At 42.5% G+C, this 13,653-nt stretch carries 11 protein-coding genes; 10 read left to right on the top strand and 1 reads right to left on the bottom strand.

The window, feature by feature from the left end:
- From LHW48_04250 to LHW48_04205, 10 genes are all read left to right on the top strand, one after another.
- The coding region (locus LHW48_04250) for an ATP phosphoribosyltransferase regulatory subunit (GenBank protein ID MCB5259671.1) at positions 1-1,040 on the top strand (1,040 nt) is incomplete at its 5' end.
- A gap of 11 nt (positions 1,041-1,051) precedes the next feature.
- Positions 1,052-1,423, top strand: a complete 372-nt coding sequence (locus tag LHW48_04245; GenBank protein MCB5259670.1) for a RidA family protein — start codon at positions 1,052-1,054, stop codon at positions 1,421-1,423.
- 4 nt (positions 1,424-1,427) lie between these two features.
- Positions 1,428-1,979, top strand: coding sequence for a cob(I)yrinic acid a,c-diamide adenosyltransferase (locus LHW48_04240; protein MCB5259669.1), 552 nt, complete (start codon positions 1,428-1,430; stop codon positions 1,977-1,979).
- A 79-nt stretch (positions 1,980-2,058) separates the two neighbouring features.
- Positions 2,059-2,802 carry a 2,3-diphosphoglycerate-dependent phosphoglycerate mutase gene (gene gpmA / locus LHW48_04235; GenBank protein ID MCB5259668.1) on the top strand — a complete coding sequence of 248 codons (744 nt, stop codon included), beginning with the start codon at positions 2,059-2,061 and terminating at the stop codon, positions 2,800-2,802.
- Between the two features lie 483 nt (positions 2,803-3,285).
- Positions 3,286-3,456, top strand: coding sequence for a 4Fe-4S binding protein (locus LHW48_04230; protein ID MCB5259667.1), 171 nt, complete (start codon positions 3,286-3,288; stop codon positions 3,454-3,456).
- A gap of 74 nt (positions 3,457-3,530) precedes the next feature.
- On the top strand, positions 3,531-6,080 hold the full coding sequence (locus LHW48_04225) for a right-handed parallel beta-helix repeat-containing protein (protein MCB5259666.1): 2,550 nt from the start codon (positions 3,531-3,533) through the stop codon (positions 6,078-6,080).
- Between the two features lie 319 nt (positions 6,081-6,399).
- Positions 6,400-7,680 carry a phosphopyruvate hydratase gene (gene eno / locus LHW48_04220; protein MCB5259665.1) on the top strand — a complete coding sequence of 427 codons (1,281 nt, stop codon included), beginning with the start codon at positions 6,400-6,402 and terminating at the stop codon, positions 7,678-7,680.
- Positions 7,681-7,811: 131 nt separating this feature from the next.
- Entirely contained in the window at positions 7,812-9,269 is a 1,458-nt protein-coding gene (locus tag LHW48_04215) for an NADP-dependent malic enzyme (GenBank protein MCB5259664.1), read from the top strand.
- A complete protein-coding gene (locus LHW48_04210) occupies positions 9,245-10,150 on the top strand; it encodes a flippase-like domain-containing protein (protein ID MCB5259663.1) in 906 nt (301 codons plus the stop codon). The genes LHW48_04215 and LHW48_04210 overlap by 25 nt, the downstream gene beginning before the upstream one ends.
- Positions 10,151-10,367: 217 nt before the next feature.
- Positions 10,368-11,741 carry an OmpA family protein gene (locus LHW48_04205; GenBank protein ID MCB5259662.1) on the top strand — a complete coding sequence of 458 codons (1,374 nt, stop codon included), beginning with the start codon at positions 10,368-10,370 and terminating at the stop codon, positions 11,739-11,741.
- Positions 11,742-12,293: 552 nt separating this feature from the next.
- Here the strand turns inward: LHW48_04205 and LHW48_04200 are convergent.
- Positions 12,294-13,415 (bottom strand): DegT/DnrJ/EryC1/StrS family aminotransferase, encoded by a 1,122-nt coding sequence (locus LHW48_04200; protein MCB5259661.1) that lies wholly within the window; start codon positions 13,413-13,415, stop codon positions 12,294-12,296.
- Between the last annotated feature and the right edge of the window lie 238 nt (positions 13,416-13,653).

The following is a 13,653-nucleotide window of genomic DNA, read 5'->3' as shown; positions in this document are numbered from 1 at the left end:
TGACCCTTCGCCCAGAAGGGACTATCAGTGTTTTGCATCATACTGCCAAGATTACTAAAGATGGCGATGTGCACCGATTCTATTATTTGGGTCCCATGTTTCGAAAGGAAAACAAGGATATGCCTACAGAGTTTCACCAATTAGGAGTTGAGCTTTTAGGTAGTGATAGCGTAATATCCGAAAATGAAGTAATCTCATTGGGAATAAAGATTTGTCAGAATTTGGGATTGAAGGATGTGAGACTCTTGTTAAACAGCTTTGGTTGTAATATCTGCCGTCCGGCTTTTTTTGAAGATATGAAGAGCTATCTCAAGCGCCATGAATCAAAACTATGCACATCTTGCTTTCAGCAATTATACACCAATCCCTTTGCCGATACTGCATGTAAGAACCCTCAATGCAAAGAAGTGTTGATTAAAGGACCACAAATGCTGGACTATTTGTGTCCGCAATGTAAACGCAACTTTGCCCGCGTAAAGAAGATACAAGCGAACTTGGCGCATCAATACACCGTGAATGCAAGGATGTTCAAGAACTTTGCCTACTACAATGATACTGTTTTCGATTTCACTATAAAAAGTGGCGGGAGAGAGATTGTGATAGGAGGGGGAGGCAGATACGACTATTTGTCGCAGATGATTACTGGCAAAAAAATCCCAGCAGTTGGTTTTTATCTTAATATTGACCGCATATTCGAGAATATGGAGAGGCGAGAGTTATTTACGGCTTTAGATAAGGGTTTTAGTGTATACATAGCTTCACAAAATGAAGACCTGGAAATGATGATGTTACAAATTGCCCAAGAACTTCATGATAACAATATCAAAACGGTTCTAAGCACAGACAAGCATAGTATCGAAACTGATATTGCCCTAGCCCAAAAAGCTCTGTGCGAAGTTCTGATTGTTATCCGAGACGAGAATGTGCGTGAAGGCAAGATTTTGATGCGCAACATCATAAAAGAGCATCAAGATTACATTCCTCTTCATGAAATAACCGATGCCATTCTTTTGGCACGTAAATCTTTAAAGAAAGAATAAAGGAGAATTACATGAAATCTATTATGACGCATAGCGCCCCTGCTGCGATTGGTCCTTACTCACAAGCTACTCTTAGAAATGATACCCTCTTTGTTAGTGGTCAGTTGGGGATAGATCCAAATACCGGAAAGATGGCGGAAGGTTTTGAAGCTCAAGCAAATTTGGTGTTCCAACACATTAAAGCTATTCTCGATGCCGCAGGCATGGGGATGTCTCAGGTAATAAAAGTAACTGTGTTTCTAACAGATATGGAAGATTTTGCCAAGCTGAATGAGATTTATTCACGCAACTTTAGTGCTCCATTTCCTGCCCGGGAAGCAATCCAAGTAGCACGCCTACCTAAAGATGGCTTAGTGGAAATCTCCGTTATTGCAATGAGGTAAATCCTTGAGCATCACTACAAAAGGCGGCGATACCGGACAAACTTCTCTTTACACGGGAGGGCGAGTATATAAAAGTGATTTGCGAGTGGAGGCTTACGGTAGCCTAGATGAGCTGGATGCTTTTATTGGAGAGGCAAAGCATCATATAGCAGATGACAATATCAGGAAACTGTTGTTAGAAACGCAAAACCGCCTGTACAGGGTAATGGGAGAATTAGCAACTCCTGACGGAACTTATCCCATGCCCTTATGTGAAGAAGAAGTGGAAACCATCACGCAGACCATTAGACAATACGAAGAGAAATTGGATCTGAAAGGATTTGTAATACCCGGATCTTGCCTTGCCAGTGCCCGTTTGGACATCTGCAGAACCGTTGCTCGGCGCGCTGAACGCCGTGTGATAGCATTAGCGCAGGCAACCCCTCTTTCGCCCAATCTGCTGAAATACATCAACCGCTTGTCGGATTTTTTCTTTATCCTTGCACGGGTGGTTGAAGCACAGGAAGGAGTACTTACCTATAAAACCAAGCCCGACGGCGGCTGCGGTCATAAATAAAAAACACTCAAGTTAATCATACCGGAAACTATCCGGCTGTGTTTGTGTGCGTAGATAAAAACATTAAAGGAGTTCCATAATGTATAAAATAGTATTGATAAGACATGGCGAGAGTGAATGGAATAAAGCAAATCTATTCACCGGATGGACAGATGTAGACCTCTCCGAAAAAGGAGTTCTGGAAGCCAAAGAAGCTGGCAAAAGATTAAAAGAAGCCGGATTTACTTTTGATGAAGCTTACACATCTGTTTTAAAGCGTGCCATTCGCACTCTTTGGTTTGTATTGGACGAGATGGACTTGATGTACACGCCAATTCACCACAACTGGCGCTTGAACGAACGGCATTACGGTGCTCTGCAAGGGCTCAATAAAGCTGAAACTGCCGCCAAGTACGGTGACGAACAAGTGCTAATCTGGCGCAGAAGCTTCGACACACCTCCACCAGCTTTAGAGATAAGTGACAAACGTTATCCTGGTCACGATCCCCGTTACGGCAATCTGGATAAAGAACAAATTCCTCTGTGTGAATCCCTGAAGGATACTGTGGCTCGCACCATGCCCTTCTGGAATGACGTAATAATCCCTCGTCTTGTAGCCGGGCGGAAAATGGTAATCTCTGCTCATGGTAACAGTCTTCGAGCCATCGTAAAAAATCTGGATCACATATCAGATGCCGAGATTGTGGGTCTTAACATCCCTACCGGGATACCTTTAGTATACGAATTTGATAAAGATATAAAGGTTCACAATCGTTATTATCTGGCAGATGATGAAGAGGTGAAAGCCGCAGCCAGCAAAGTTGCAAATCAGGCAAAGGGATAAGCCCCAAACACTATCTTTTCTTACTGCGAGAATTCCACTCTTTTCTACCCCGAGCTCTTAAGGGATGAATAGGGATGGTTTATGCTAGCATCATCCCGTAAATAGGGAGTATCTCAGGAGGAACTATGCATAATCCTCGTGTAAAGAAATGGGTAAAGAATGAAGGGGTTACGATATTTGGTATGCAGAGCTGCAAGCAGTACTCATATACAATAAACCTGAACAATGCTATTGGAGTTCATGAGACCAATTAAGTTCCTGCTGATATAGAACTTAATAGGCCTCATGGACTTCAAAAGCAGGCGTGTAATTATGCACGGCCTTGAAGTCCAAGCCGCCCATAAGATATTAAATAAGTGATAGTTAGTTTATGCGCTTTGAACTCCAATGCCTCAATTGGGATAAAATGTGGATTATTAAAAAAGCTTGACTAATATTAATGGCTGCAGATACTGACTAAAAAGAAATAGAAGGAGTCTTATCATGGCAGTTAAGATTGATAAAGAAACTTGCATAGGCTGTGGAGCATGCGTGGACGTATGTCCGGTAAGTGCTCTTAGCATGGTTGACGACAAGGCTGAATGTGATGAAAGCACATGCATTGATTGCGGTGCTTGCATTGCCACATGTCCTGTATCAGCAATCAGCGAGTAAGTTTTTACTCAACAAGTTACGGTGGAGAAGGCATTTATTGATGCCCGCTCCACCTTTTTTATAAGGAGATTTTTATGAAAACCTACGCCATTCTTTTTTTGATATTGTTGATGATTCCCTGTCTTAGTGCAATTGATGTTAGCGGTGTTCAAAGCGGTATTTGGACTGCGGACGATAACCCACATAATCTGGTTGGCGATGTTACTGTTCCTGCGGGATCGGTATTGACTATCCAACCGGGAGTAATTGTAAAAGCAATGGGCAGTTATCGCATAAATGCAGAGGGCAGCATCCAAGCTATCGGAACTGAAGGAGATAGCATTCGCTTCGAAAACGGCCAGATTCCTTCCTCAAATCTTTGGAAAGGCATCCGTCTGGAGAATGAAACCGAACCAAGCAATTTTATGCATTGCGTAGTAGAATATGCCGAGTATGGCATAAACGCTGTGGATTCACCAGTAGAAGTATCGTACAGCCGTTTCAGCTACAATCAACGTGGGCTTCATCTCTATGGTATCGGAAACCTCCATCCCGCCGTGATGGAAGTTCATAATAACATAATTGAACATACACAGCAAAACGGTATCTTAGTACCACAAAACAGCAATGCCTGGATTCATCACAACGAAGTGCGCTATAATGGAACTGTAACCCAGTATTATGGAGCCATCCAACTGTCAAATCAATCTCCTGGGGGACAAAACAACCCCATAATAGAACACAATTATATCCATCACAATTATAAACAAGGTATCACGGCATGGGATATTGTTGGTGCTTCGGCGATAAATCCAATCATTCGCTATAATATAGTAGAATCCAATCTTACTGGAATATATCTGTTAAACGCCAGCGGTACTGTGCACAACAATCAAATTATCAACAATTTCATACCTGGTGATGCTAATAGTGGAGCGGGCTTGATGATATCAGGGGCAACATCAGTTCCCTTTATTGCAGAAAACATAATTACTGGAAACTTTACGGGGTTTTATATTACAAACAATGCCCTGCCCTGCCTTGGCGACATGAGTTTGAACCACCCTTGGGCGTATGGGATGAATGTTATTAGGGATAACATCGATGAAAGCAACACTTTGTATTCCATAGTATGCGCTACATATCCTAATAGCAATAATGTGATTATGGCAGAAGGAAACGATTGGGGGGTATATTCGGCCGCCGAGATACACGAGGGGATTATAGATCATAACGACAACACAAGTTTGCCCACGGTTGATTTTGAGCCTTGGTATGAAGGGCAAGGAATCATAAATATTACCGGTTCTTTCTCGCGAGATACTGAGGATTACCCTTCATTAGCAGCTCATGAATTGCAATTGCATTTGGTGGATACAGAGAGCGGGCAAATCTTGGAATCGCACTTCCTGCAGAGCAATCCATTCAGCATCGAAAGTGAAGTAAATCAAAGCTTCTATGCCCTCATCACCGGGATGGATCCCTCCCTTCAGATCTTTGCTGCTCCGGGGGGCTTGGTTAATCCCACGGAGTTTGACGCCTCTACCGGAGAATATATAGATTTGGGAAATATATACATCGATGCTTGGCAACATTACATTAAAGAACGGAGAGGCGAGAGCGAGATTATCGCCGGAAGAGAAATTTGGCCGGTGTATAAAAGCGTGTTGTTCCTGGCTCCAGAAACTATCGATTACTTCTATGATGAAGGTGATTATCGCTATATCTTTAAGCATCAGCACTTTGATGGAGCAGATTGGCAAACGGTGGATTTTGGCTTTGATCAGACCTATGAGCAGATCGACAATCTTTCCCATTCTTACACCTGGCAACAGCATTATGTGGAGAATGGCGTGCCCGTTGAATACATTGTTGGGCTTAGCATCGACGATACCGGGAATCGTACTTATGTGACGATGGATCAATCTTGGAACCAACTGTTGCGCCGCAATGTAGGCGAGGATTATGAACGGATATACGTGATTACAGATGGTAGTGTAAGCACTATGTTGGAAGTTGAGGAACCCGAACCCGGAATAAAATACATGTTCTTTAATTTGCCACCGCAAAATCCCGCAGAACTGGGACTGCGCAGCGAGATAGTAGATGAAACATCATACAATTTGGAATTTTGGTGGAATCCTCCAGCAATGACTGAGTATGAATTTGAAGTATATAACCTCTACTGGCAGAGAAATGGGGAAGAGCCGCAGATTTATACCACAATTCCCATTTATCATACATCTTGGACGCTCTGGGGCGTAACAGGGAATGGTACTTATCACTTCTGGCTTACTGCGACAGACGGCGAAAGCGAAACCCAGCCCAGCAACTTCGTGACAATCACTCTTTCTTCCTCAAATGAAGATCTGGTGCAAATGCCCCAAATCAAGATCTATCCTAATCCGATTAGTTTTAAAGGCAATAGCGCCCTGCATCTGAGTGTAAAAGGTATGGAAAAACCAATGCTGAAAATTTATAATCTTCGCGGGCAAAGAGTACTATCCACCAATATTCAGGACGATCAGTATAGCTGGAACGGAAAAGATGCCAATGGCCAAGCTGTGGGTAGCGGAGTGTACTTTATGCGCGTGGAAGATGCGAATAAACAGTGCATCAACAAGAAGATAATCGTTACAAATTAAACTACTTAGACCTCAGGCATTTAAAACTAAATGTCCAAAAAAGCCGATAGAGCGGATCAAGAAGCGAATTGGACAATTAGACTGTCAGGATATATTAGAAATAGATAACATCAGTCAAGAACAAAAGCAGGTGGCTCGAGACAAGATCAAACCGGAAGATGGCTTTCCGGTTTGTGCTTGCTCGGCGTAGAAATTGGCATTGGAAATGCTGCATGAGCTTGACAATTTGTGAATAGTGTTTATCTTGTCTTAATGATTATGTTTCCAAGCCTCAAGAAGGTTTGAACCAAGTGCAATTATCAATGGACAGGAGGAAATAATGTCCGAAATAATATATATCAAAGGACGTGAGATTCTAGATTCCAGAGGAAACCCTACGGTAGAGGCGGATATTCATCTGGAAAGCGGAGTTATAGCTCACGCCGGAGTACCAAGCGGCGCTTCTACGGGAGAACGAGAAGCCATCGAATTACGTGATGGCGATAAGAGCCGTTATTTTGGCAAGGGAGTCTTGAGAGCAGTTCAGAATATCGATGAAATTATAGGACCGGAATTGCTTGGTGTGGACTCGGTATTGCAGGCGAATTTAGACAGGATGATGCTGGAACTGGATGCCACAGAGAACAAAGCCAAGCTTGGGGCTAATGCTATTTTGGCGGTTTCTATGGCTGCTGCCCGCGCTTCTGCTTTAGAGCTGGATATTCCGTTGTATCGCTATTTGGGTGGAGTGAATGCCTTTACTCTACCGGTCCCAATGAGTAACATCATCAACGGAGGCGAACATGCAGATAACAACGTAGATATTCAGGAATTTATGGTGATGCCGCTGGGCGCAAAAAGCTTTCGTGAAGCTCTGCGCATGAATGCCGAGGTGTTTCATACACTCAAATCCATCTTGAAGGGACGTGGTCTTGCCACATCAGTTGGGGATGAAGGCGGTTTTGCACCCAATTTGGCTTCCAACGAAGAGGCTTTGATTGTAATAGTAGAAGCAATTACCAAAGCAGGATATAAGTCTGGGGAGGATATCTATATAGCCCTTGATGCGGCGGCGTCTTCATTTGTTCAAAAAGATGGAAATTACGCCATCGACGGCAAAATACTAAGCAGTGATGAGCTGATAGCCTATTACGAGGGTCTTGTTGCCAAATATCCAATATGCTCTTTGGAAGATGGATTAGCGGAGAACGACTGGTCAGGCTGGAAGATATTGAATCAGCGCTTAGGTTCTAAGATCCAATTAGTTGGAGATGATCTATTAGTTACAAATCCCAAGCTAATTCGTAAAGGCATTGCCGAAAATGTGGCAAATTCTGTGTTGATTAAGCTCAATCAGATTGGCAGCGTTACCGAAACTATAGATGCCATCAATACCGCACATAAAGCTGGGTGGACTACTGTGGTTTCACATCGCAGCGGCGAAACGGGAGACACCTTTATTGCCGATTTGGCTGTGGCGATGAATACCGGACAGATCAAGACTGGAAGCATCTCACGTAGCGAACGAGTTGATAAATATAACCAACTGATGCGAATTGAGGAAGAATTGGGCGAGAATGCTTACTTCCCTGGCAAAGCTGTAATCAAACAACTGGGATAATTATAACCCATAACTAATTACAAGTATGCCCCTTTCCTTTGAGAGAGGGGCTTTTAGTTTTATATGGAACCACACTTGACAAATATCCCCTCTTTCTAAAAGTAATTCTAAATCACTTACAAGGAGCCGACATGAAGGAGTTGAAACCAGATCTCTCAAATTTGGGCGAAGTATTTCGGCAATATCTCCCAGAGCATAAAGTTGCCGCAGCTCAAACTGATTTTCTAAAGAAGATATCAAAGCTTATGCATGCTTTCTATAAGGGTAAAATGCAAACTTTGCCCAAGGCAGGTATTTATGGTTTTAACTGGTTTAATGTGTGGTATACTCCCGGCGTAAGCAAGGTTTCCACCACCATCAGAGATGATCAAAATGCTTCATTCAGCCTTTCCAATCGGGGCAATCTCGTAGCAGTTGTAAGCGACAGTACGCGGGTTTTAGGAGATGGAGACTGTAGTCCGACAGGAGGTTTGGGCGTGATGGAAGGCAAGGCCATGCTGATGAAGTATCTGGGGGCTTGCGACGCCATAGCTCTATGTGTAAATAATCGAGATGAACAGGGCAATCCGGATGCGCAAAAACTTATAGATTTCGTAAAAATGCTGGAACCATCAGTTGGTGCCGTGAATCTGGAAGATATCTCTCAACCCAATTGTTACCGTGTATTGGATGAATTACGTGAGAGTTGCAAAATTCCCGTTTGGCATGATGATGCTCAAGGCACTGCATGCGTTACTCTGGCAGGCGTAATAAACTCTCTTAAGCTTACAAATAGAAAGATCGATAATTGTTCTTGTGTGTTATTTGGTGCTGGAGCTTCCAATAGCACGATTGCCAGTTTCCTTATACAAGAAGGTTTGGATCCATCCCGGATGGTGATGTTTGACAGCAAGGGAGCTTTGCATAGTGATAGACTGGATATCCGAGACAATCTGGGAAAATATAAACAATGGGCATTGGCGCAACAAACTAATCCACACCATTATAATACAATGGAAGAGGCTATGAAACAAGCGGATTTGCTAATTGCTCTTTCCACTCCCGGACCAGGCACTATCAAGCCGGAGTGGATTAGATTGATGGCTGCGGACTCTATTGTGTTTAGCTGTGCCAATCCAGTACCGGAAATCTATCCTTATGAAGCGCATCAAGCAGGAGCACGAATCGTTGCCACGGGCAGGGGAGATTTTCCCAATCAGGTAAATAACTCTGTAGGCTTCCCCGGCATCCTAAAGGGCGCATTGATGGTGCGATCCAGCAAGATTAGTGACGGCATGGCAATTGCGGCAGCTCATTCATTGGCAGATTTTGCCCGACAGCGTGGCATCAATTTCCAAAACATTGTACCAACTATGAATGAGACCGAAGTATTTGCTCACGTAGCCGCAGATGTGTCAATTCAAGCCATTAGCGAAGGACATGCGGCAATACAGATGAGCAGAGAAGAAGTTTTTAACGAAGTGCTAAAACAAATCAATGCTACCAGAGCCTTGTGTAATCAGATGATGCATGATGGACATATTCAAGCACCACCACCTGAATTGGTGCAGGAGGTTTTCCACTCTTGTTTGCAGGATTGCAAAGCTTAAGGACGAAGCTTCAAGAACCGGGATTCAAGCAGCTTGCATATCTGGCAAGATTGCTGTTTTCGGTAGCGTTGCTATATGTAGTATTTCGGCAAATCAACCTCCAAGCAGCTTTTAAACAAGCTGCAAAACTTCCCTTAGGCTATGCTTTTGCAATATTTGTCCTTACTGTGCTTAGGCATTTTATCCAAATCAACAATTGGCGGTTTGCTCTTCATCTTAATCCGGCATATCAATACCGACCCAAAGAAGTTATAAATTCGTATCTCTTGGCATTGCCACTGCGTTTTGCCTTACCTGGCGGGCATGCCTCTTTTGCCAAGGTCTTTTATCTTAAGAACAGCAGCATCTTAGCATCCTTGATTTCCACTACTACAGAACGTTTATTTATGACGTGGGCAACCTGGACTTTTGCGGCAGTGGCGGCTTTTTTTGTTTTTCCTCAGGTTGAATTAGTTCTGCGAGTTGGAATCTTGATTTTAGTAGCATTTATGCCATTTTGGGCTGCCTTGATTATGGCTTCCAAAGCAAGATGGCGAGAATTCTTACCCGCATTTTTAATGCAAGCACCGCGCATGATGCTTTTACAAATTGCCAATACTTTGATTATGTATGTGCAGTATTATTTGATTCTAAATACCTTAGGATTTATCTCCGGGCTAAACACTTGGCTGGCAATGTCGCTAACAAATGTATCTAATTCCATTCCGATAACCATATCCGGATTGGGCTTAAGAGAGGGTTTTGCCATCCATTTTCTAAATCTATATCAGTTTACTTCAGAACAAGCTGTAGCTGCCACCATTACTCTTTTTTTCTTTCAGGATCTTATCCCAGCATTAGTGGGATTGGTGGTCCTTTTTAAGGTTAAACGCACAAAATAGTACTTTCGGCAGCTATGTAGATATCTATTGTTTGAGTATCTACAAATTTGATAAAATAGCTGGTTTTAGATTAAATTCTATAGCAATTTTATTTTTCTTGTGTAACTTATCTATTAATGTAATAGTTTTTCGTGTTATTTCGCATCTGTAAGCTATGATAATAATATGGAATTCTATTGTCATTAAGATTTTATATTCATTGTAAGGAGCACAAGAAATGAGAACAAAAGCATTTCTATTAGTTTTACTGTTGATCCCGGTAGCCTTAGTTTACGCTGCCATGGAAACTAGTCCGGGTTGGAGCTATGGATACGAATTTGGGATAGCTCGAGGCGATAATGCCGGAAAGGCAGAGAATCTTGCGCCAATGGCGCGTGGGCATATCCAACTAGAAGTATTTCCCTTTTTGTTTACCAGAATTGGATTGGGCTTCACTCCTCTGCATGCCACAAAGAGCTCTCCCAAAGGATATAGTACAAGCACATTAATGGGAGATTACCGCTTCATTTTTAATCCTTGGTACGATAAAAAGTACTCACCATTCATTTATGGCGGAATTGGGGGTTCTTTGGATCTCAGCCAAAGCGATGCAGATATTATTCCGCATATTCCATTGGGTGTGGGTTTGCAAACTCAGCTTAAACCTGGAATGAATCTGGAAGTTACTTTGGGTTACAATTTGGCAAATTCAGACGCTATGGACGGTCGCATTAGAATTGGCGACGACGATATGAACACATTTACCGGCAAAGATCATGATGGTTTCTATAGCCTAAGTGCGGGGCTTTCATTCTACAATCCCGGTACCAAAGTTACCAAGCTGAAACCTTCTCCCATTCCAGTGGCACCCAAACCTGTTGTACAACAAGATCCCCGCACGATGGATAGTGATAGTGATGGTATTAGCGATTACGACGAGATAAACGTGTATGGCACCGATCCTCGCAAGGCAGATACAGATGGTGATGGACTTTCCGATTATGTAGAACTGATGCAATACAGAACCAATCCTCTCAAGATCGATACGGATGCAGACGGTATTAACGATAAAGATGAAGTTATTACCTATCATACAAATCCGGCAAAAGTTGATACAGATGGCGATGGACTTAGCGATTTCGCTGAAATAATGGAGCATAAAACCAATCCATTGCTAACAGATACAGATAAAGGCTCTGTGGGCGATGGCGAAGAAATTCTTGCCAAAACTAATCCTCTTGACCCCAAAGATGATGTATTGGATTTAAAGGAAGGAGCTACTTTCTCTTTGGAGGGCATATTCTTCGAAACCGCACAAGCCAATATCCTTCCGGAATCGATCCCCGTGCTTGAAAAAGCCTATACTGCGCTGGCAGCAAATCCGGAGGTTAATATACTCATTACCGGACATACCGATAACATAGGCAACGACGCCAGCAATATGGTACTTTCTTCAAACAGAGCAAATTCAGTTCGCAATTGGTTTATTGAAAAAGGCATTGCTGCAGAGCGGATCCGTGCCGAAGGCAGAGGAGAAACTCAACCTCGCGCCTCCAATGATACAGAAGATGGGCGCGCCTTAAACCGCAGAATCGAATTTGAAATAGAATAAGTAACAGATAAATTCTTATACGAGGAGTTCTTTGGAACTCCTCTTTTTATTTTAGCAAGGTGAGTGGCAAAAGATCGGGGCATAAACCTGAACAATGCTATTGAAGTCCAAACCGCCCATAAGATATTAAATAAGTGATAGTTAGTTTATGCGCTTTGATCTCCAATGCCTCAATTGGGATAAAGCAGAGTTTCACTTAAAGGGTATGGTGAGCGGGAATACATCTCCAAAAGTGAAATTAAATGCCTCAAATTTGTAGTTTATTGTAAGGATGCACAATGTGTAACGCTCTTAAAAGGCTAATAAGTATTCCGATAAAAGGCGTTGAGCTTTCCTATGCACTTTCCATACCCATTGCTTTAACAGGGGATTAAGCAAGTTTACTCCCGAGATCATGCCTTGTGGCAGGATGATGACAACCTGAATTATGCCTATTTATAGCTTTTTGTCGCGGGAGAAGATGCTGGGTGTTTTGTTATTTAACTAAAGCGGCAAGATGCTTCATATTACAATTAATCAGAGGTTTTATAACGCAAAATCTCTAAACTTGGCTTAGATTGAGTTTAAAACTTGGCAGACATATTCTACATCGGTTTCGCTCATCAGCGGATGCAGGGGTAAGGTAAGCAGATTATCTATCCAAGGAATACTGCTGGTAAAATTTGATCCCGAGAAGGCAGAGAAAGTGGGAATCAGGTCATAGTGTTTGCTGGTTTGTATTCCGTTTTCACGAAGTATATTTTTAGTATTTAGATAGTTATCCTTTAGCATGATGGACATGATGTGCGGAGTTGTATGTTCCAGATTTCTTGTTTGGAAGGGCAGAACAACGTTAGGATTATCTTGCAATAAAGTATAATAGTGCTTAATTAGTTTTCGGCGGGTGGCATTAAGAGCCGGAAGTTTTTTGAGTTGCTCGATCCCAATGGCAGAGTGTAATTCATCAATGCGATAGTTATATCCCAAGCCAATTACGTCATATCCAGAACTGTGTCCTTTATGCCGTTCCAATGTGAGGCTAGTCATGCCGTGAGAACGCATCAGTTTGATTTTTTCGGCAAGATCATCTCGGTTGGTGACAACCATGCCACCTTCACCGGTCATCATGTTCTTATTGCTGAAAAAGCTGAAACAGCCAACATCACCTATGCTGCCCAAGCTATGCAGTTCGCCATGATGAGGTTGTTTTGCCAAAACTGCGTGGGCGCTATCTTCAATAACACTTAAACCGTGTTTTGTGGCAATAGCCATAATCTCTTCCATATTGCAACCAAACCCGCCATAATGTACCGCTGTTATCGCTTTTGTGCGACTATTGATGAGTTTTTCGATGGCTTGAGGATCTATACAAAGGTCTTCGGAAGAAATGGAATCAGCAAAAACAACTTTTGCTCCAGTGTAACGGGAAGCGTTTGCTGAGGCTACAAATGTTAAAGCGGGGCAAATTACTTCGTCGCCGGATTGGATGCCAAGTGCCATATTTGCCAAGTGCAGTGCAGCAGTTCCGTTTGTTACCGCAAAACAATGCTTTACTCCAAGTTGTGCCGCAAAATCAGCTTCAAATGCTTGGGTACGTTCACCCATAGTGAACCAGCCACTTTTAACTACATTGATTACGGCTTCCAGTTCTTTATTATCTAGGCAGGGCTCGCAGATTGTTACCTTCCAGTTCATTTCAACCTTCTATCTTCTATATTTTTTAAAACAAACTGATACAATAGCAAAAAGTGTCAAGAAAATCATGATGACTTCTTACTAATTCTGGGAAATATAGACAGGCATCAAAAAAAAAGTGGGACAAACAAGGGAGGCTTAAAACAGCGTTACATAATGATAAGCGTAAGAGCCAAGACTTAGAAAAATGATTGCGGGAGATAGAACTTGACAAAATAGTTACACTGGAATTTTCATA

The organism is Candidatus Cloacimonadota bacterium, from assembly GCA_020532355.1.
Lineage (GTDB): Bacteria > Cloacimonadota > Cloacimonadia > Cloacimonadales > Cloacimonadaceae > UBA5456.
This window is presented reverse-complemented; position numbering and strand designations above follow the sequence as displayed.

Coding starts and splice junctions, on each gene's coding strand:
- LHW48_04245 (MCB5259670.1), top strand. CDS start 1,052: ATGAAATCTATTATGACGCATAGCGCCCCTGCTGCGATTGGTCCTTAC.
- gpmA (MCB5259668.1), top strand. CDS start 2,059: ATGTATAAAATAGTATTGATAAGACATGGCGAGAGTGAATGGAATAAA.
- LHW48_04230 (MCB5259667.1), top strand. CDS start 3,286: ATGGCAGTTAAGATTGATAAAGAAACTTGCATAGGCTGTGGAGCATGC.
- LHW48_04225 (MCB5259666.1), top strand. CDS start 3,531: ATGAAAACCTACGCCATTCTTTTTTTGATATTGTTGATGATTCCCTGT.
- eno (MCB5259665.1), top strand. CDS start 6,400: ATGTCCGAAATAATATATATCAAAGGACGTGAGATTCTAGATTCCAGA.
- LHW48_04215 (MCB5259664.1), top strand. CDS start 7,812: ATGAAGGAGTTGAAACCAGATCTCTCAAATTTGGGCGAAGTATTTCGG.
- LHW48_04205 (MCB5259662.1), top strand. CDS start 10,368: ATGAGAACAAAAGCATTTCTATTAGTTTTACTGTTGATCCCGGTAGCC.
- LHW48_04200 (MCB5259661.1), bottom strand. CDS start 13,415: ATGAACTGGAAGGTAACAATCTGCGAGCCCTGCCTAGATAATAAAGAA.